Genomic DNA, 19,233 nt, shown 5'->3' with positions numbered 1-19,233 from the left:
GGGCGCCCCACCTGTCGCCCCGGCCCGCCCCGGCCAGGCCCGCCCAGGCCCGGCCCGCCCCGCCCCACGCGCGCCCCCACCGTCCGCGCGCCCGACTAACCTAGGTCGAATGACCACACAGCAGGGCCCTCAACGCCAGAGCAGGACGCCCGCCGGCCCCCGCACCCTCGCCGAGGAGCTGCGCGCCCGCCCCGACGACGCACTCGCCGCCCTGCTCCGGTCCCGCCCCGACCTGCTGAACCCCGTCCCCGGCGACCTCGCCCAGCTCTCCGCCCGGCTGTCCTCCCGCGCCTCCGCGCTGCGCGCCCTGGAGCGGCTCGACCGGTTCACCCTCCAGGTCGCCGAGGCCCTGGCGACCACCCCGGACGGCACCGGCCTGGCCACCGTCCGCACCCTGCTGACCGGCCCGGCCAAGGTCAAGCCGCACCCCGGCGCCACCCCGCTCACCCCGGCCGACCGCGCCGCCGTCACCGCCGCCCTCCCCCGCGCCATCGCCGTCCTGCGCGACCGGGCCCTGCTCTGGGGCCCCGACAACGGCCTGCGGCTGGTGCTGGCCGTCCGCGAGGCACTCGCCCCGACCGCTGCCAACCCGGGCCGCACCGGCCTCGGCCCGACCCTCGCCGACGCCACCACCGGCATGTCCCCGGCCCGGCTGCAGCAGCTGCTCGCCTCGGCCGGGCAGCCCGCCACCCCGGACCCGGTCACCGCGGTCGCCGCCCTGACCGCCCTGCTCACCGACCGCGCCCGCTGCGCCGCCCTGCTCGACACCGCCCCCGAGGCCGCGCTGCGGCTGCTGGAGCGGCTGGTCTGGGGCCCGCCCACCGGCACCGTCCCGGACGCCACCCGCCCGGTCACCGCCGAGGACGCCCAGAGCCCGGTCGAATGGCTGCTGGCCCGCGGCCTGCTGCTGCCCACCAGCCCCGGCAGCGTGGTGCTGCCCCGCGAGCTGGCCCTGCACCTGCGCGGCGGCCGCACCCACCGCACCGTCGAACCGCTCCAGCCCGAGCCCGCGCCCGCCGCGCCCCCGCGCGATCCACAGGCTGTGGACAGCGCCGCGGCCGGCCAGGCGCACACCGCCGTCAAGACCGTCGAGGAACTCCTCGACACCTGGGGCCTCACCCCGCCGCCCACCCTGCGGGCCGGCGGCCTCGGCGTACGGGACCTCAAGCGCGCCGCCCAGACCCTGGAGACCACCGAGCAGCAGGCCGCCTTCTGGCTCGAACTCGCCTACACCGCAGGCCTGTTGGCCCCCGACGGCGAAGCCGACGAATGCTGGGCGCCGACCCCGGCGTACGACGGCTGGCTCCAGCTGGACACCGCCGAACGCTGGTCCGTCCTGGCCGCCGCCTGGCTCGCCGCCACCCGCGTCGCCGCCCTCACCGGCACCCAGGACGGCAAGGGCAAGCCGCGCGCCGCCCTCGGACCCGAACTCGACCGCACCCTCGCCCCGTCCGTCCGCCGCGCCGCCCTCGCGCTGCTCGCCGAACTCCCGCCCGGCACCCCGGCCACCGCCGCGGAACTGCTGCCCACCCTGCGCTGGCAGCGCCCGCTGCGCGGCGGCCCGAGCGGCCCGGACGGCCGCGAACTGCGCGACGACCTCACCACCTGGACCCTCGCCGAGGCCGAACTGCTCGGCATCACCGGCCGCGGCGCCCTCGCCGCCCCCGCCCGGGCCCTGCTCACCGCCGAGTCCGACCCGGCCGAGGTGCTCGCCCCGCTGCTGCCGCAGCCGCTGGACCACGTGATCCTCCAGCCGGACCTCACCGCGATCGCCCCCGGCCCGCTGCTCACCCCGCTCGCCCAGGCGCTCGCCCTGTGCGCCGACATCGAGTCCAAGGGCGGCGCCACCGTCTACCGCTTCACCCCGACCTCCGTACGCCGCGCCCTGGACGCCGGCCGCACCGCCGCCGACCTGCAGACCTTCCTGGCCCAGCACAGCCGCACGCCCGTCCCCCAGCCGCTCGCCTACCTGATCGACGACGTGGCCCGGCGGCACGGCATCCTGCGGGTCGGCGCCGCCTCCTCCTACCTGCGCTGCGACGACCCTGCGCTGCTGGGCGAGGTGCTCGCCGACCGCCGCGCCGCCGACCTGCGGCTGCGCCTGCTCGCCCCGACCGTCCTCGCCTCCCAGGCCGCCCCGGACGTCCTGCTCACCGCCCTGCGCACCATGGGCTACGCCCCGGCCGCCGAATCCGCCGAGGGCGATGTCCTGATCACCCGGCCGGACAGCCACCGCACCCCGCCCCGCACCGCCCCCACGCCCGTCCCCGACGGCCCGCCCGCCCCCGACGACACCCTGCTCGCCGCCGCCATCAAGGCCATCCGGGCCGGCGACCGCGCCGCCACCGCCTCCCGCCGCGAGCCGACCCCCGACCCGCGTCACCTGCCCCGCACCGCCGCCGCCGAGACCCTCGCCGCCCTCCAGACCGCCGTCCTGCTCGGCGAGCGGATGTGGATCGGCTACCTCAACGCCGAGGGCATCGCCAGCCAGCGGATCATCGACCCGGTCAAGGTCGAAGGCGGCTTCGTCACCGCCTTCGACCACCACGCCGACGAACTGCGCACCTTCGCCCTGCACCGGATCACCGGCGTCGCGGAGCTGGACGAGTAGCCGACGCCATCGAGCCGACCGGGCGTCAGTGACCCTGCGACTCCTTCATCTTCTGCTTGACGGCCTGGTCCGCCAGGCTGCCGATCTCCCCCTGCCCGACCGGCAGCGAGCCGCCGCCGACCTGGTCGGCGATCAGGAATCCGGGAGCGGCCAGCAGGCCGCCGGGCCCCTCCCCGATGCCCGCGAGGGCATGGGCGGAGCCCGCCGAGGAGGCGGTGGCGGCGAAGGCCGTGCCCATCAGGGCGAGGGCGGTGAGAACGCGCTTGGAGGTCTTCATGACCGGCTCAACGAGCGAGCACGCACCGTGGTCACTCGGAGCAGTTGACGGGCGGACGCACCCGGCGTACTCCGGGAACAGGGGGTTCGCGACAAGGAGGCACCCACCATGCTCGGCGAACTGATCGGCGAATTCCAGGGCGAGGACAGCGGCCGACGCGTCATCGGCGGCGCCGACGGACACCCCGTCGTCGAAGTGTCCTTCCGCGGCACCGGCAGCTACTACGGCATCACCGTCAACTCCCTCGGCACCTACGAGTCCGAAGTGCGCTCCGACGGCTCCCTGTACGGCGAGGGCCAGGGCGTCGACATGACCGCCGACGGCCAGGGCGTCACCTGGCACGGCAGCGGCGTCGGCCACTTCACCGCCGACGGCGGCACCAGCTTCCGCGGCGCGCTCTTCTTCTCCACCGTCTCCCCCGACCTGGAACGCCTCAACGGCGTCGTGGGCCTCTTCGAGTACGAGACCGACGCCGGCGGCAAGTCCACCGGCAAGTTCTACGAGTGGAAGTAGCCCGACACATTCCGCGCGGAATGAGCGACACTGGAGGGTCTGCTTCCGTCCGGTCTGGCGATCCCAGCCGGTCAATCCAGCCTGTCAGCCAGTGGAGGGCTCCCCCGCGTGAACGACGGACCACTCATCGTCCAGAGCGACAAGACTCTCCTCCTGGAGATCGACCACCCCGGGGCCGCCGACTGCCGTCGCGCCATCGCCCCGTTCGCCGAGTTGGAGCGGGCGCCCGAGCACGTGCACACGTACCGGGTGACCCCGCTCGGGCTGTGGAACGCCCGGGCGGCCGGGCACGACGCCGAGCAGGTCGTCGACGCCCTGGTGAAGTACTCCCGCTACCCGGTGCCGCACGCCCTGCTGGTCGACGTGGCGGACACCATGGGCCGCTACGGCCGGCTCCAGCTGTCCAAGCACCCCACCCACGGCCTGGTGCTGACCACCACCGACCGCCCGGTGCTGGAGGAGGTGCTGCGCTCCAAGAAGATCGTCCCGCTGGTCGGTGCCCGGATCGACCCCGACACCGTGGTGGTGCACCCCTCCGAGCGCGGGCAGATCAAGCAGGTGCTGCTCAAACTCGGCTGGCCCGCCGAGGACTTCGCCGGGTACGTGGACGGCGAGGCGCACCCGATCGACCTGGACGAGGACGGCTGGCAGCTGCGCCCGTACCAGGCGCAGGCCGTCGAGGGCTTCTGGCACGGCGGCTCCGGCGTGGTGGTGCTGCCGTGCGGCGCCGGCAAGACGCTGGTCGGCGCCGCCGCCATGGCGCACGCCAAGTCGACCACGCTGATCCTGGTCACCAACACCGTCTCGGCCCGCCAGTGGAAGCACGAGCTGGTCAAGCGCACCTCGCTGACCGAGGACGAGATCGGCGAGTACAGCGGCACCAGGAAGGAGATCCGCCCGGTCACCATCGCCACCTACCAGGTGATGACGACCAAGCGGAAGGGCGTCTACGCGCACCTGGAGCTGTTCGACGCCCGCAACTGGGGCCTGGTGGTGTACGACGAGGTGCACCTGCTGCCCGCGCCGGTGTTCAAGTTCACCGCCGACCTCCAGGCCCGCCGCCGGCTCGGCCTGACCGCCACCCTGGTGCGCGAGGACGGCCGCGAGGGCGATGTGTTCAGCCTGATCGGCCCGAAGCGCTTCGACGCCCCGTGGAAGGAGATCGAGGCCCAGGGCTACATCGCGCCCGCCGACTGCTGCGAGGTGCGGGTCACCCTGACCGACTCGGAGCGGCTCACCTACGCGACCGCCGAGCCGGAGGAGCGCTACCGCTACTGCGCGACCACCGCGACCAAGCGGCGGGTGGTGGAGGCCCTGGTCAAGAAGCACGAGAAGGACCAGACGCTGATCATCGGCCAGTACATCGACCAGCTGGACGAGCTCGGGGAGGTCCTGGACGCGCCGGTGATCAAGGGCGAGACCAGCAACGCCCAGCGCGAGAAGCTCTTCGAGGCCTTCCGGAACAAGGAGATCGGCGTCCTGGTCGTCTCCAAGGTCGCGAACTTCTCGATCGACCTGCCCGAGGCCACGGTGGCCATCCAGGTCTCCGGGACCTTCGGCTCCCGCCAGGAGGAGGCCCAGCGCCTCGGCCGCGTGCTGCGCCCCAAGGCGGACGGGCACTCGGCGCACTTCTACTCGGTGGTCGCCCGGGACACGGTGGACCAGGACTTCGCCGCCCACCGGCAGCGCTTCCTGGCCGAGCAGGGCTACGCGTACCGGATCATCGACGCGGACGACGTGCTGTAGCCGCGGACACGCTCAGCAGCAGCGCTTCAGGAGCAGCAACTCAGGAGCAGGCACGCTCAGTACCGGACACCGTCGCGCCCGAGGAAGATCACGCGCGCGGCGGTGTCCAGCACGATCCCGACGTTGCGCACGGCGGTGCTCAGCGGGTTGCGGTGGCGGCCCTGGACGGCGGTCGCGCCGGCCGGGCCCGTACGGGGGGTGCGGTTCTCGGTGCTCATGTCTTCAACGGTAGGCACCCGGACGGCCCACGGCATCACTCCGAAGGCCGTATCCACCAGGACGGACGTCCTCCTCCTGGTGTACGGCACCCCCTGAGACCTGCGGGGCTGGAACCCCGAGACCGACAGGTCTAAGATCGTCCGTCTGCCCCCTCCCGAACCGTGGTACCTGGCGTGTTCCGCCGGCAGCCGGGGGAGGTGCCGACCGCACGGCAACCGGTCGGCTGTACCCCACCGTGAGCTCCATCGATCCGCTGCGCCCGCCACCGGGGCAGCCGGGAAGGTTCGCTGTGCCCGCCACCCCCACCACCGACCCGCTCCAGCGCGAACGCGACCACCTGGCCTCGTCCCGGTCCGCGCTGCGGGCGATGCGCGAGGACGTCCAGTCCCTCGACCTGCGCGACGTGACCGGCACCTGGGTGTCCGCCGTCATCCTCCAGAACCAGATCGAGGCCAGGATCGCCGCCCTGGCCGACCTCTCCGACACCCCGCTGTTCTTCGGCCGCCTCGACTACCTCCACGCGGTCAGCGAGGAGCTCAGCGAGGGCGGCGGCGGGGAGAGCTTCTACATCGGCCGCCGCCACGTCCACGACGCCGACGGCGACCCGATGGTGATCGACTGGCGCGCGCCGGTCTCCCAGCCGTTCTACCGGGCCAGCCGCGTCGAGCCGATGGACGTCGAGCGCCGCCGCCGCTTCGGCTACACCGGCGGGGAGCTCACCGCCTACGAGGACGAGCACCTCACCGACCCGGCCGAGCAGGAGACCTCCTCCGCCCTGCTCGCCGCCGAGATCGAGAAGCCCCGCGTCGGCCCGATGCGCGACATCGTCGCCACCATCCAGCCCGAGCAGGACGAGATCGTCCGCTCCGACCTCACGGGCACCATCTGCGTCCAGGGGGCGCCCGGCACCGGGAAGACCGCGGTCGGCCTGCACCGCGTCGCCTACCTGCTGTACGCCCACCGCGAACGGCTGGCCCGCACCGGCACCCTGGTGATCGGGCCGAACAACGCCTTCCTCTCCTACATCGAGCAGGTCCTCCCGGCCCTCGGCGAGCTGGAGGTCGCCCAGGCCACCGTCCAGCAGCTGGTCGCCCACGTCGAGGTGCGGGGCGAGGACGACCCGGAGGCGGCCCGGCTCAAGGGCGACGCCCGGATGGCCGAGGTGCTGCGCCGGGCGGTGCGGGCGGGCATCACACTGCCCACCGAGCCCTGCGTGGTGGTCCGCGGCTCCCGCCGCTGGCGCGTCCCGGCCTACGAACTGGTCGAGATCATCGAGGAGTTGAAGGGCCGAGAGGTCCGCTACGGCGCCGCCCGGGACGCCCTGCCGCAGCGCATCGCGCACGCCGTGCTGCTCAAGATGGAGCAGGGCGGCGAGGCCCCGGACGACCGGGTGCAGGACGCGGTGGCCCGCAACACCGCGGTCAAGGCCGTGGTCAAGGAGTGCTGGCCGGCCGTCGACCCGGCCAAGCTGGTGCTGCGGCTGCTCTCCGACCCGGAGTTCCTGGCCGAGTGCGCCGAGGGCGTGCTGACCGCCGAGGAGCAGCGGGCGGTGCTGTGGCCCAAGCCCGGCCGCTCGGTGAAGACCGCCCGCTGGACCCCCGCCGACGCCGTCCTGGTGGACGAGGCGACGGACCTGGTGCAGCGCACGCCCTCACTCGGGCACGTGGTGCTGGACGAGGCCCAGGACCTCTCCCCGATGCAGTACCGCGCGGTGGGCCGCCGCTGCACCACCGGCTCGGCGACCGTCCTCGGCGACCTCGCCCAGGGCACCACCCCCTGGGCGACGGCGAGTTGGCCGGACGCCCTGCTCCACCTGGGCAAGCCGGAGGCGCACGTGGAGGAGCTGACCAAGGGCTTCCGGGTGCCCGAGGAGGTCATCGCCTACGCCTCCCGGCTGCTGCCCTCGATCGCCCCCGGCCTGGCCCCGGCGACCTCCGTCCGCGACACCCCCGGCGCGCTGGAGATCCGCCCGGTCGACGACTGGGAGGAGGCCGTCCTGGCGGCCTGCCGGGAGGCACTGGAGCACGAGGGCTCGACCGGCCTGATCGCCGCCGACGCCCGGATCCCCCGGCTCGCCGAGCTGCTCACCGCAGCCGGGCTGGCGCACCTCTCCCCCGGCACCGAGACCAGCACCGAGTCCCGGCTGACCCTCGTCCCGGCCTCGCTGGCCAAGGGTCTGGAGTACGACTACGTGGTGCTGGACGAGCCGGCCGCGGTGGTCGCCGGCGAGCCGGACGAGCGGACCGGCCTGCGCCGCCTGTACGTGGCGCTCACCCGCGCCGTCTCCGGCCTCACGGTGCTGCACCGCGAGCCGCTGCCCGAGCAGCTCGGCTGACCGGGAAGGGGCCGGTGGCGTCACCGGCCCCTTCCCGGTCGCTCACGCGTCGATCAGCGCCCGCCACTCGGCGACCCTGGCCGCGTCGACCGGCGTCCGCCAGCCGTCGGCCCGCACCGCACCGCCGACGTGGAAGGCGTCGAAGCCCTCGGCCCGCAGCTCCTTGAGGTGCTCGGCCCGCAGGCCGCCGCCGATCAGGATCCGCTGGGTGTGGCCGGGTTCGCCGCTGCGGGCCAGTTCGGCGGCCAGCACCTCGCGGCCGGCGTCCACCCCGGCGGGCGCGCCGGAGGTGAGGAAGGTGTCCAGCCCGGGCAGCGCGCCGACGGCGGCGCGCAGGGCGGCCCGGTCGGCGCTGTGGTCGATCGCCCGGTGGAAGGTCCAGCGGCAGCCGGCGATCGCCTCGGCGACGGCCGTGGTGGCGGCCAGGTCGACGGCGCCCCCGGCGTCGAGGAAGCCGAGCACGAACTCCTCGGCGCCCTCGGCCCGCAGCGCGACGGCGCGGGCGCACAGCTCGTCCAGGTCGCCGGGGGCGAAGCCGTCCCGGATCCGGAGCATGACGCGCAGCGGGATGCCGACGGCGGCCCGGATCCGGGCGAAGTCCTCGACGGAGGGGGTGAGTCCGTCGGCGGCCATGTCGGTGACCAGTTCGAGCCGGTCGGCGCCGCCGGACTCGGCAGCCTGGGCGTCCTGGGGCGTCAGCGCGATGACTTCGAAAATTGGTCTAGACATATCAGACAGCCTGCCACATCCGCCCGCCCCCGGCGAGACCGCACCCCCGGCCCGGCACCCCGGTGCGGCACCCCCGATCCGGCTGCGCCGCGCCGGGCCGGGCCGGCCGTCACACCCGTCCGGGCACCACCCCGACGGCCTCCCGCCGCCCGAACCGGCGCTCCGCCACCGCCACCAGCACCAGCAGGGCCAGCACCGGCACCGCCACCGGCAGCAGGTGCGAGATCCCACGGGACTCCCGCCAGATGTTGAAGACGCTGCCGGGCCCGGTCAGCACCAGCATCGCGAGCCCGACCCCGGCCGGCCCCATCCGCCCGCGCAGCCCGGCGAGGGTCAGCAGCAGCGGGGCGATCAGCATCACCACGAACCAATGGAGGCCCAGCGGGAAGGTCGCGTCGTCCCAGCCCTGGACCGCCTGGAGCAGCCCGCCGACGACCGCCGAGACCAGCACCAGTCCGGCGGTCCGCAGGTTCGGCCGGGGCAGCAGGTCGGCCGGCGCGGCGACCAGCAGCAGCGCGGCCGCCACGAACGGCAGCGCGGCCATCCCGATGTAGCCGACCCACCAGACGTCGAAGACGTCCGGCCGCCAGACGGCCCGGCCCAGGTCGTACAGTCCGACGGCGCCCAGCAGCAGCGCGGTGACCCGGACGGCCGTCCACCGCCCCAGCAGGGCCGCCACCCCGAGCAGCAGCGCGGCCACCGGCGGGGCGAAGGCCCGGAGGTGGTTCCCGACCGAGTCGTCCCAGGCGAGCCACCTGGTGGTCCGCTCCAGGGTGGCCGCCCAGGGCGCCATGGTCGCCCCGACCACCGCACCGGCGATCATCGGCGCCACCAGCGCGAGCAGCCGTCCGGCCGCCGACCCGCCGGTCAGCCCGAGCCGCACCCGCAGCCCGTACACCGCCAGGCCGAGCACCTCCCGGGCGACCGCGGCGCGGCCGCCCTCGGCCGTCGTGTCGGCGAACACCTCGGCCAGCTCCTCGCCGCGCTCACGGCGGTACCGCGCCGGGTAGAGCTGCAGCGCGGCCCGCAGCAGCCCCGAGGAGGTCGGACCGATCACCGGCACGGTCATGAGAGTCCTCCCCCCGCGGCGGGCCGCCCCTGGGACCCGGTGTTCCCCGGCAGCATCGACCGGATCTTCGTCAGCCGGCGCTCGGCCTCGGTGGCGACCGCCCGCAGGCGCCCGGCCTCGGCGGCCAGGGCGGCTCGGCCGACGTCGGTCAGCGCGTAGCTGCGCCGGGCCCGGCCGTCCACGACCTCCTCGGCGGCCACCTCGATCAGGCCCTGGGTCAGCAGCCGGTCGAGCGCGCCGTAGAGCGTGCCGGTGCGCATCTTGACCCGGCCGTCCGAGATCGCGGCGATCTCCTGGATGAGCGCGTAGCCGTGCCTCGGGGCGTCCGCCAGCGCGGTGAGCAGCAGCAGCGTCGGCTCCTGCATGGAGCGTTCTGTCATACACCTACATATATCGTTGAACGGCACATCCCGTCCACCGGACCGACCCGCCACAATGTGCCCCATGCCGACCGAGGACCTGCTCACCGCCTGGACCGCCCTGCTGCACCGCTGCGGCGCCACCGACGACCCCGACCCGTACGGCCGGGAGCTGCTGCGCCGCTGGTCGGCTCCGGACCGCCGCTACCACACCACCGAGCACCTGCGCGCGGTCCTGCGCCACGTCGACGAGCTCGCCGGGCACGCCGCCGACCCCGACACCGTCCGGCTCGCCGCCTGGTTCCACGACGCCGTGTACCGCCCCGACCGCACCGAGAACGAGGAGCGCAGCGCCGCCCTCGCCGTCCGCGCGCTGACCGCCGCCGGCCTGCCCGCCGGGCGCGTCGCCGAGGTCGAACGCCTGGTCCTGCTCACCGTCGCCCACGACCCGGCCCCCGGCGACCGCGACGGCGAGGTGCTCTGCGACGCGGACCTCGCCGTCCTCGGCGGCGCCCCCGAGGCCTACGCGGCGTACGCGACCGCCGTCCGGGAGGAGTACGCCTTCGTCCCCGAACCGGACTTCCGCACCGGCCGGGCCGCCGTCCTGCGCCACCTCCTGGCACTCCCGGCGCTCTACCGCACCCCCGCCGCCCACGGCCGCCTCGCCGCGGCCGCCCGCACCAACCTCGCCGCCGAACTCCGGGCGCTGGAGGACTAGTCCAGCTCCCCCACCGGCGCCACCACGGCCCCCTGCTTGCCGCACACCCAGTGCGGCTCCGGCCCCAGCTCGGGCTCCACGCCGAGCGCGTGCGGGTCCCCGTCGGCCGCGCAGGCGCTGCACAGCGGCCACCGCCCGTACGCCTCCAGCAGCGCGTCCTGGACGTCCTGGGCGACCAGCCCGAGCACGTAGTCGGTGCCGTCCGGCCACTGCTCCAGCCACCACCGCCGGTGGGTGACGGCCTGCTCCACCAACGAGACGACGGCGGCGTCCGCCACGTCCCGCGCGGTGAGGTCGGCCAGGATCAGGGCCCGGGCGTTGTGCAGGGCGGTCTCGATGTCGTCGGAAGCCATCCGTCCATTCTCCGCGGCCCGCCCACCGGTTCAAAACGGCCCCGGCGCCGAAACGCCGCGTGGGCGGCCCCCCGAAGGGAACCGCCCACGCGGACGAGGATCAGCCGATCCGATCGGAGTCCGATCAGGATCAGAAGTCCATGTCACCGCCCGGCATGCCGCCGCCGGCGGCCGCGGCGGCCTTCTCCGGCTTGTCGGCGATGACGGCCTCGGTGGTGAGGAACAGCGCCGCGATGGAGGCGGCGTTCTGCAGCGCGGAGCGGGTGACCTTGGCCGGGTCGATGATGCCCGCGGCGACCAGGTCGACGTACTCGTTGGTGGCGGCGTTCAGGCCGTGACCGGCGGGGAGGTTGCGCACCTTCTCCACCACGACGCCACCCTCGAGGCCGGCGTTGGTCGCGATCTGCTTGATCGGGGCCTCCAGCGCGACCTTGACGATGTTGGCACCGGTGGCCTCGTCGCCGTCCAGCTCCAGCTTGTCGAAGGCGACACCGGCCTGCAGCAGCGCGACGCCACCACCGGCGACGATGCCCTCCTCGACGGCGGCCTTGGCGTTGCGGACGGCGTCCTCGATGCGGTGCTTGCGCTCCTTGAGCTCCACCTCGGTGGCCGCACCGGCCTTGATGACGGCCACGCCGCCGGCCAGCTTGGCGAGGCGCTCCTGGAGCTTCTCGCGGTCGTAGTCCGAGTCGCTGTTCTCGATCTCGGCACGGATCTGGTTCACACGGCCGGCGACCTGGTCGCTGTCGCCGCCACCGTCGACGATGGTGGTCTCGTCCTTGGTGATGACCACCTTGCGGGCGGTGCCCAGCAGGTCGATGCCGGCGTTCTCCAGCTTGAGGCCGACCTCCTCGGAGATCACGGTGCCACCGGTGAGGATGGCGATGTCGCCGAGCATGGCCTTGCGGCGGTCGCCGAAGCCCGGGGCCTTGACGGCGACGGACTTGAAGGTGCCGCGGATCTTGTTCACGACCAGGGTCGACAGGGCCTCGCCCTCGACGTCCTCGGCGATGATGACGAGCGGCTTGCCGCTCTGCATGACCTTCTCCAGCAGCGGGAGCAGGTCCTTGACCGAGCCGATCTTGGAGTTGGCGATGAGGATGTACGGGTCCTCGAACGTCGCCTCCATGCGCTCCAGGTCGGTGGCGAAGTAGGCGGAGATGTAGCCCTTGTCGAAGCGCATGCCCTCGGTGAGCTCGAGCTCCAGACCGAAGGTGTTGCTCTCCTCGACGGTGATGACGCCTTCCTTGCCGACCTTGTCCATGGCCTCGGCGATGAGCTCGCCGATCTGGGTGTCAGCGGCGGAGATGGAGGCGGTGGAGGCGATCTGCTCCTTGGTCTCCACGTCCTTGGCCTGGGCCAGCAGCTGGTCCGAGACGGCGGCGACGGCCTTCTCGATGCCGCGCTTCAGGGCCATCGGGTTGGCGCCGGCGGCGACGTTGCGCAGACCCTCGCGAACCAGGGCCTGGGCGAGCACGGTGGCGGTGGTGGTGCCGTCGCCCGCGACGTCGTCCGTCTTCTTGGCGACCTCCTTGACGAGCTCCGCGCCGATCTTCTCGTACGGGTCCTCGAGCTCGATCTCCTTGGCGATGGAGACACCGTCGTTGGTGATCGTGGGGGCGCCCCACTTCTTCTCCAGCACGACGTTGCGACCCTTGGGGCCGAGCGTGACCTTCACTGCGTCGGCGAGCTGGTTCATGCCACGCTCAAGGCCGCGGCGAGCTTCCTCATCAAAGGCGATGATCTTGGCCATCAGAAGTGGTCCTCCGGGACACGGTCGACTGCTCGGACCAAGGGGTGCCCGCGACGGACGGCCCTGGTGTGCGGAGGTCCATTCCCCTGCCGCTCCCGGGGGCCTCACCGACCCGGTCCGCTGTCACTCTCACACTGTGAGTGCTAACGCCAATGATTAGCACTCCGGGTGGTCGAGTGCAAGCCCAATAGCCAACCCGCGAGCCGCCGTCCGCCCCCGCCCGGCCCGCCCCGGGAACGCCGACGGGCCCGTACGACGCGTGTCGTACGGGCCCGTCGAGAAGCGAGTGGTCACCAGCCGTGGGCCGCGCCGAGCTCCTGGGTCCGGAAGGGGTCAGACCGCCGCGCGGACCATGTCCGCCTGCGGGCCCTTCTGTCCCTGGGAGATCTCGAACTCGACCCGCTGGCCCTCCTCGAGGGTGCGGTAGCCGTCCATCTGGATCGCGCTGTAGTGGACGAAGACGTCCGCACCACCGTCGACCGCGATGAAGCCGTAGCCCTTCTCCGCGTTGAACCACTTGACGGTGCCCTGAGCCATTCCGAACTCCCCTAGTGCTGTGCTGGCCCTTCACGGTCCCGCAGGTCGCGGGCCCGGGTCTGGTTTTGAAGGCCGGCCCGGGGAACCCCCCCTGGGCGCAGCCGTGCACGCCGCAATCCTCCGCAACGGGGGTGCCGGACGGCTTCCGTGAGCGGCTGATTACGTCGACCGCCGCTGAATGTATCCGGATCGACGCCCTCTGCAACAGGGTCAACCGCCGGGAATTCCCTAGGCCCGTCAAGAGACAAGAGCGAACAAACCGGAAGAAACTCGGCATTCCGCGCCGGGCATAGCGGACGAATTACCCAAATGCCCGCAGGAATTCTGACATCTGCCTGACATGTTTCACGGCCCCGGCCCGCAACCGGTCCGAGCAGCCGGACGACCTCCGGTGAAGCACCCCGTGCGCCGGAAGAGGAACCCTGTTCCCAGCAGAGCCACACTCTACTCCGACTTGACCCTGAAATATTCCCGCCGAAATGCAAGCGGCCGCCCACGCGTACGGAATTCCAGTCTCCGTACGTGCGGGCGGCCGGGAAGCGGACCGGACGGCTCAGCAGCCGCCGGCCACCGCCGGAATGATCGAGATGCCGGCGCCGTCCTTGATCTCGGTCGCCAGACCCTCGGCGAACCGCACGTCGTCGTCGTTCACGTACACGTTGACGAAGCGGCGCAGCTTGCCGGTGTCGTCCAGGATCCGGGCCGCGATGCCGGCGTGGTTCTGCTCCAGGTCGGCGATCACCTCGGCCAGGGTGGCCCCCTCGGCGGTCACCTCGGCCGCGCCGCCGGTGTAGGTGCGCAGGATGGTGGGGATGCGGACGTTGGCGCTCATGGCTCTCCTAGCGGGGGTGGGTGGTTCAGGCGGACGCGAGGCCGGCGGCGTGGAAGGAGTCCAGCGTCGGGCGGATGACGGCGGTCATGCCCGCCTCGGAGACGGCGTCCAGCGTCTTGAGGCCGTCCCCGGTGTTGATCGCGACGGTCTCCTTGGACGGGTCCAGCCGGCCGGACTCGACCAGCTTCTTCAGCACCCCGACGGTCACCCCGCCCGCGGTCTCGGCGAAGATCCCCTCGGTCCGGGCCAGCAGCCGGATCGCCGCCACGACCTCCGCGTCCGTCACGTCCTCCACCGCGCCGCCCGTCCGGCGGGCGATGTCCAGCACGTACGGGCCGTCCGCCGGGTTGCCGATCGCCAGCGACTTGGCGATGGTGTCCGGCTTGACCGGCTTGATCACGTCACGGCCGGCCTTGAACGCCGCCGACACCGGCGAGCAGCCCTCCGCCTGGGCGCCGAAGATCCGGTACGGCCGGTCCTCCACCAGCCCCAGCTTGATCAGCTCCTGCAGCCCCTTGTCGATCTTCGTCAGCTGCGAGCCCGAGGCGATCGGGATGACGATCTGCTCCGGCAGCCGCCAGCCGAGCTGCTCGCAGATCTCGTACGCCAGCGTCTTGGAGCCCTCGCCGTAGTACGGCCGCAGGTTGACGTTGACGAAGCCCCAGCCCTCGCCGGCCGGGTCCCCGATCAGCTCCGAGCAGAACCGGTTCACGTCGTCGTAGTTGCCCTCGATGCCGACCAGCTCGCCGCCGTACACCCCGGCCATCACGACCTTGCCCTGCTCCAGGTCGTGCGGGATGAACACGCAGGAGCGGAACCCGGCCCGGGCCGCCGCCGCACCCACCGCGCCGGCCAGGTTGCCGGTCGAGGAGCAGGACAGCGTGGTGTACCCGAACGCCCGGGCCGCCTCGATCGCGCAGGCCACCACCCGGTCCTTGAACGAGTGCGTCGGGTTCCCCGAGTCGTCCTTGACGTGCAGCTGCGCGGTGAAACCGAGCTCACGGCCCAGGTTGTCCGCCTTCACCAGCGGGGTCCACCCGGGGTTGAGGTTCGGCTTCGACGCGACGTCGGCCGGCACCGGCAGCAGCGGCGCGTACCGCCAGATGGACGCGGGACCGGACTCGATCCGCTTGCGCAGCTCCTCGGCGCGCTCGCTGCCGAACTCGTAGGCGATCTCCAGCGGCCCGAAGCACTCCAGGCAGGCGAAGCTGGGGCCGAGCGGAAAGCGGGTTCCGCACTCCCGACAGGACAGGGCGGCGGCGGGGCCGAGGTCGACCGAAACAGGTGCGGCGATGTCGATAGCCATGATGGCGGAGGCCTCTCTCCTCATCTTCCCCGCGGCGCGGTCGCGCCACAGGCCGGAATTGGCACCTGTCCCGCCGGGGCCTGTCGACGACAGCCGAGCGAGAAGGTTGCCGGGACGTCAACGGGCCGTTCCCTCAGTCCCTCTGGATGAGCATGTGAAGTTATGGTTCAGCGGCGACCCCGGCGTGCAAAGGTCCGACCGCTGTACGAAGACTGTATCCGAAGGCGTCCACCCCGAAAGGGACCGTCCGCCAAGCGAGATGGCCCGTTCCACCGATCCCGCCGAGGAGAGTCACCGTGCCCGCCGAACCGACCCCCGCACTTCTCCCGCAGGCGGCGTCCTGGCTCCACCGCCGCTCGTGGAGCGCGGCCGAACGGCCGGTCGACGCCCTCCTCGCCGCCAAGCGGCGCACCCGCCAGACGGTCAGCGTGGTCCTCCCCGCCCTCGACGAGGAGGCCACCGTCGGCGACATCGTCCGCACCGTCCGGCGTGAGCTCATGGACCGGATCCCGCTGGTCGACGAACTCGTCGTGGTCGACTCCGGCTCCACCGACGCCACCGCCGCCGTCGCCGCCGCAGCCGGCGCCCGGGTGGAACACCGCGACCGGATCCTCCCCCGGCTGCCCGCCGTCCCCGGCAAGGGCGAGGTGCTCTGGCGCTCGCTGCTGGTCACCCACGGCGACATCGTCTGCTTCGTCGACGCCGACCTGCGCGAGTTCGACCCGGCCTTCGTCTCCGGCATCGTCGGCCCGCTGCTCACCGAACCCGACATCCACCTGGTCAAGGCCATGTACGACCGCCCCCTGGAGACGGAGAGCGGCGCGGTCGTCCCGGCCGGCGGCGGCCGGGTCACCGAACTCGTCGCCCGCCCCCTGCTCAACCTCCACTGGCCGGAACTCGCCGGCTTCGTCCAGCCCCTCGGCGGCGAGTACGCGGCCCGCCGCTCACTGCTCGAACGGCTGCCCTTCCCCACCGGCTACGGCGTCGAACTCGGCCTGCTGGTCGACGCCCTGGACCTGGTCGGCCTGGACGCCCTGGCCCAGGTCGACGTCGGCGTCCGGCACCACCGCCACCAGGACGGCCAGGCCCTCGGCCGGATGGCCGCCACCATCTACCGCACCGCCCTCGAACGCCTCGACCGCACCCACCGCCTCAAGGCCTCCGCCGACCTCGTCCACCCCCACCTCACCCAGTTCACCCGCACCCCGGCCGGCGGGACCCCCATCTTCACCGCCCACACCCACCCCGTGACGGCCCTGGAACGCCCCCCGATGCACACCGTCCCCGAGTACTCCACCCACCGCTGAGGGGTTTGCCACCCCGACCCCCCGGCAACATCCCAACCATGGGCGATCTCACGACCGAACGTTCGAGTGCGACCGGAACCGCCCCCGTCCTGGTGGCCTCCAACCGGGGACCGGTGTCCTTCAGCACCGCCGACGACGGCACCCTGACCCTGCGCCGCGGCGGCGGAGGCCTGGTCTCCGGCCTGTCCGCGATCGACGACCCCAACGCCGTCTGGGTCTGCGCCGCACTGGGCGACGCCGACCGCAGAGCCGCCCGGGAAGCCCCCGACGGCCGCCTCGACCTCGCCGGGCACGAGGTCGGCGGCCAGGCCGTACGAATGCTCGACATCGACCCGGAGACCTTCGCCCGCGCCTACAACGGCGTCGCCAACTCCACCCTCTGGTTCGTCCACCACCTGCTCTACGCGACCCCCACCGCGCCCTCCTTCGACGCCGGCTTCCGCACCGAATGGGCCGCCTACCAGGCCTACAACGCCGCCTTCTCGGCCGCCCTGGCCGCCGAAGCAGCCCCGGGAGCCGCCGTCCTGGTCCAGGACTACCACCTGTCCCTGACCCCGGCCCTGCTCCGCGCGGCCCGCCCCGACCTGCGGATCGGCCACTTCTCCCACACCCCGTGGGCCCCGCCCGAGTACTACCGGCTGCTCCCCGACGACGTCGCCCGGGCCGTCCTGACCGGCATCCTCGGCGCCGACCGGGCCGGCTTCCTCACCGAACGCTGGGCCCGCGCCTTCGCCGCCTGCTGCGAAGACCTCCTCGGCGCCGCCTTCGACCCCACCGCCCTCACCGTCACGCACGACGGCCGCACCACCCACCTCGGCGTCCACGCCCTCGGGGCCGACGCCGACTTCCTGCGCGAACGCGCCCACCGCCCCGACGTCGACGAACGCCTCGCCGCCCTCCGGGCCGCCGTCGGCGACCGCCGCACCATCGTCCGGGTCGACCGCACCGAGCTGAGCAAGAACATCGTCCGCGGCCTCCAGGCCTACCGGCACCTGCTCCGCACCCGCCCCGAGTGGCACGACCGGGTGGTCCACATCGCCTTCGCCTACCCGTCCCGCACCGACCTCGCCGAGTACCGCGCCTACACCGCCGCGGTCCAGGACCTCGCCGCCGCCATCAGCGCCGAATTCGCCACCCCCACCTGGCAGCCCCTGATCCTGCACGTCAACGACGACTTCCCGCGCAGCCTCGCCGCCTACCGCCTCGCCGACGTGGCCCTCGTCAACCCGATCCGGGACGGCATGAACCTGGTCGCCAAGGAAGTCCCCGTGGTCTCCGACCACGGCTGCGCCCTCGTCCTCTCCCGCGAGGCCGGCGCCCACGCCGAACTCGGCGACGACGCCCTCACCGTCAACCCGTACGACGTCATCGCCACCGCCGAGGCCCTGCACACCGGCCTCACCATGAGCCGCGGGGAACGCGCCGACCGCACCAAGCGCCTCGCCGCCGCGGCCACCGCCCTCCCCCCGCAGCAGTGGTTCCTCGACCAGCTCAACGCCCTGTAAGGACCTCCCCCAGATCCGCCAACAGCTCCACCACGCCCTCGGGCCCGTCGACCACCAGATCCGCCCGCTCGGCCAGCTCCCGCACCGGCGCGTCCCCCACCGCGCCGCTGCACACGAGCACGCCCGCGAGTCCCTCCCCCCGCAGCTTCTCGACCGCCGCGAAGGCCGCGACGTCCCCCAGGTCGTCCCCCGCGTACAGCACGGCCCGCGCCCCGCGCTCCCGCAGGAACCCCGTCAGCGCCGCCCCCTTGTCCACCCCCGGCGGCCGCAGCTCCAGCACCAGCCTCCCGGGCTCCACCACCAGCCCGTGCTCCGCCGCCAACTCCCCGACCGGCCCGCGCAACAGCTCCAACACCCGCTCCGGCTCCGCCGCCCGCCGGGTGTGCACGGCCACCGAGCGCCCCTTGTCCTCCACCCACGTCCCCCCGGGCGCCCCCACCCGCTCCAGCACCCCCGGCAACGCCCCCCGCACCGCAGCCACCCCCGGATGCACCTCGGGCGCCGAGACCTCACCCCCCTCCCACCGCTCAGCCCCGTAGTGCCCGAGCACCACCACCCCGGGAAGCCCCGCCAACCCCCCGTACTCGACCGCCAAAGCCGCCGGCCGCCCCGTGATGACAACCACCGCCCCCACCCTCCCCGTCAGCACCCCCAAGGCACCCCGCACCCCCGGATGCGCCCGGGCCTGCGAAGGATCCGCAACGATCGGCGCCAACGTCCCGTCGAAGTCCAGCGCAACCACAGCATCCCCAGGCGCCGCAAGGATCCCCCGAAGCCCGTCCCGCCCAGCCCCGGTCACCGGCACCCACTTCTCGTCGAATCCCATGCCGTGCCCATACCCCCGACACCCCCCACCTATGACGCACACCCCCGCACCACCCCACCCGCACCCACGCCCACACCACCCCACCCACCCACTCACCCGCACCAACCCACCCACCCCAACCACCCCCCCACCCCCCTCCCCCTTCCCTCGCCCCAGGCGAGAGGGACGCGCTGCGGGAGGGGGCGGTGGAGGGGGTGGGTGCGGAGAGGGGCGTGACGGGTGATTTTCAGACCGCCAA

Annotated in this window: 18 protein-coding genes and 1 riboswitch; of the genes, 7 read left to right on the top strand and 11 right to left on the bottom strand. The window is 73.3% G+C overall.

Annotated elements, in window-relative coordinates; genetic code table 11:
• The first annotated feature begins 109 nt into the window (after window positions 1–109).
• On the top strand, window positions 110–2,611 hold the full coding sequence (locus ABTY61_RS12530; RefSeq protein WP_350504937.1) for a helicase-associated domain-containing protein: 2,502 nt from the start codon (window positions 110–112) through the stop codon (window positions 2,609–2,611).
• 25 nt (window positions 2,612–2,636) lie between these two features.
• On the opposite strand, the gene ABTY61_RS12525 is transcribed toward ABTY61_RS12530, so the two are convergent.
• The gene (locus ABTY61_RS12525; RefSeq protein ID WP_350504936.1) at window positions 2,637–2,888 is read right to left on the bottom strand and encodes a hypothetical protein; all 252 of its coding nucleotides are present in this window, start codon (window positions 2,886–2,888) and stop codon (window positions 2,637–2,639) included.
• 108 nt (window positions 2,889–2,996) lie between these two features.
• Here ABTY61_RS12525 and ABTY61_RS12520 point away from each other — a divergent pair, with 108 nt between their 5' ends.
• Window positions 2,997–3,401: a hypothetical protein gene (locus ABTY61_RS12520; RefSeq protein ID WP_350504935.1), complete on the top strand. Its 405-nt coding sequence runs from the start codon at window positions 2,997–2,999 to the stop codon at window positions 3,399–3,401.
• 108 nt (window positions 3,402–3,509) lie between these two features.
• Window positions 3,510–5,147: a DNA repair helicase XPB gene (locus ABTY61_RS12515; RefSeq protein ID WP_350504934.1), complete on the top strand. Its 1,638-nt coding sequence runs from the start codon at window positions 3,510–3,512 to the stop codon at window positions 5,145–5,147.
• A 56-nt stretch (window positions 5,148–5,203) separates the two neighbouring features.
• Here the strand turns inward: ABTY61_RS12515 and ABTY61_RS12510 are convergent, their stop codons facing one another.
• Window positions 5,204–5,365, bottom strand: coding sequence for a hypothetical protein (locus tag ABTY61_RS12510; protein ID WP_350504933.1), 162 nt, complete (start codon window positions 5,363–5,365; stop codon window positions 5,204–5,206).
• 290 nt (window positions 5,366–5,655) lie between these two features.
• Between ABTY61_RS12510 and ABTY61_RS12505 the strand changes: the two genes are divergently transcribed.
• A complete protein-coding gene (locus tag ABTY61_RS12505) occupies window positions 5,656–7,701 on the top strand; it encodes a HelD family protein (protein ID WP_350504932.1) in 2,046 nt (681 codons plus the stop codon).
• Window positions 7,702–7,743: 42 nt separating this feature from the next.
• Here ABTY61_RS12505 and ABTY61_RS12500 read toward each other — a convergent pair whose 3' ends face one another.
• The 3 genes from ABTY61_RS12500 to ABTY61_RS12490 form a co-directional block, all read right to left on the bottom strand.
• A complete protein-coding gene (locus tag ABTY61_RS12500) occupies window positions 7,744–8,430 on the bottom strand; it encodes a copper homeostasis protein CutC (RefSeq protein ID WP_350504931.1) in 687 nt (228 codons plus the stop codon).
• Window positions 8,431–8,539: 109 nt separating this feature from the next.
• Entirely contained in the window at window positions 8,540–9,499 is a 960-nt protein-coding gene (locus tag ABTY61_RS12495; protein WP_350504930.1) for a hypothetical protein, read from the bottom strand.
• On the bottom strand, window positions 9,496–9,879 hold the full coding sequence (locus ABTY61_RS12490; protein ID WP_350504929.1) for a PadR family transcriptional regulator: 384 nt from the start codon (window positions 9,877–9,879) through the stop codon (window positions 9,496–9,498). The genes ABTY61_RS12495 and ABTY61_RS12490 overlap by 4 nt, the downstream gene beginning before the upstream one ends.
• 64 nt (window positions 9,880–9,943) lie before the next feature.
• Between ABTY61_RS12490 and ABTY61_RS12485 the strand changes: the two genes are divergently transcribed.
• A complete protein-coding gene (locus ABTY61_RS12485; protein ID WP_350504928.1) occupies window positions 9,944–10,576 on the top strand; it encodes an HD domain-containing protein in 633 nt (210 codons plus the stop codon).
• Here ABTY61_RS12485 and ABTY61_RS12480 read toward each other — a convergent pair.
• The 5 genes from ABTY61_RS12480 to thrC all read right to left on the bottom strand — a co-directional run bounded on the left by ABTY61_RS12480 (window position 10,573) and on the right by thrC (window position 15,357).
• Complete coding sequence (locus tag ABTY61_RS12480; RefSeq protein WP_350504927.1) at window positions 10,573–10,929, bottom strand: DUF8819 family protein; 357 nt, start codon at window positions 10,927–10,929, stop codon at window positions 10,573–10,575. The two genes, ABTY61_RS12485 and ABTY61_RS12480, sit on opposite strands and share 4 nt — an antisense overlap.
• A 130-nt stretch (window positions 10,930–11,059) precedes the next feature.
• The gene (groL, locus tag ABTY61_RS12475) at window positions 11,060–12,682 is read right to left on the bottom strand and encodes a chaperonin GroEL (RefSeq protein ID WP_350504926.1); all 1,623 of its coding nucleotides are present in this window, start codon (window positions 12,680–12,682) and stop codon (window positions 11,060–11,062) included.
• Between the two features lie 333 nt (window positions 12,683–13,015).
• Window positions 13,016–13,219 (bottom strand): cold-shock protein, encoded by a 204-nt coding sequence (locus ABTY61_RS12470; RefSeq protein ID WP_030289665.1) that lies wholly within the window; start codon window positions 13,217–13,219, stop codon window positions 13,016–13,018.
• A gap of 553 nt (window positions 13,220–13,772) precedes the next feature.
• On the bottom strand, window positions 13,773–14,051 hold the full coding sequence (locus tag ABTY61_RS12465; protein WP_350504925.1) for a MoaD/ThiS family protein: 279 nt from the start codon (window positions 14,049–14,051) through the stop codon (window positions 13,773–13,775).
• Between the two features lie 25 nt (window positions 14,052–14,076).
• Window positions 14,077–15,357, bottom strand: coding sequence for a threonine synthase (gene thrC / locus ABTY61_RS12460; RefSeq protein WP_350504924.1), 1,281 nt, complete (start codon window positions 15,355–15,357; stop codon window positions 14,077–14,079).
• 17 nt (window positions 15,358–15,374) lie between these two features.
• Window positions 15,375–15,510, bottom strand: a riboswitch (SAM riboswitch).
• 143 nt (window positions 15,511–15,653) lie between these two features.
• On the opposite strand from thrC, the gene ABTY61_RS12455 reads away from it, so the two are divergent.
• Window positions 15,654–16,664 carry a glucosyl-3-phosphoglycerate synthase gene (locus tag ABTY61_RS12455; RefSeq protein WP_350504923.1) on the top strand — a complete coding sequence of 337 codons (1,011 nt, stop codon included), beginning with the start codon at window positions 15,654–15,656 and terminating at the stop codon, window positions 16,662–16,664.
• A gap of 38 nt (window positions 16,665–16,702) precedes the next feature.
• Window positions 16,703–18,169, top strand: coding sequence for an alpha,alpha-trehalose-phosphate synthase (UDP-forming) (locus ABTY61_RS12450; RefSeq protein WP_350504922.1), 1,467 nt, complete (start codon window positions 16,703–16,705; stop codon window positions 18,167–18,169).
• Here ABTY61_RS12450 and otsB read toward each other — a convergent pair.
• The gene (otsB, locus tag ABTY61_RS12445; protein WP_350504921.1) at window positions 18,156–18,995 is read right to left on the bottom strand and encodes a trehalose-phosphatase; all 840 of its coding nucleotides are present in this window, start codon (window positions 18,993–18,995) and stop codon (window positions 18,156–18,158) included. The two genes, ABTY61_RS12450 and otsB, sit on opposite strands and share 14 nt — an antisense overlap.
• Between the last annotated feature and the right edge of the window lie 238 nt (window positions 18,996–19,233).

Source organism: Kitasatospora sp. NPDC096128, assembly GCF_040303105.1.
GTDB lineage: Bacteria > Actinomycetota > Actinomycetes > Streptomycetales > Streptomycetaceae > Kitasatospora.
This window is presented reverse-complemented; position numbering and strand designations above follow the sequence as displayed.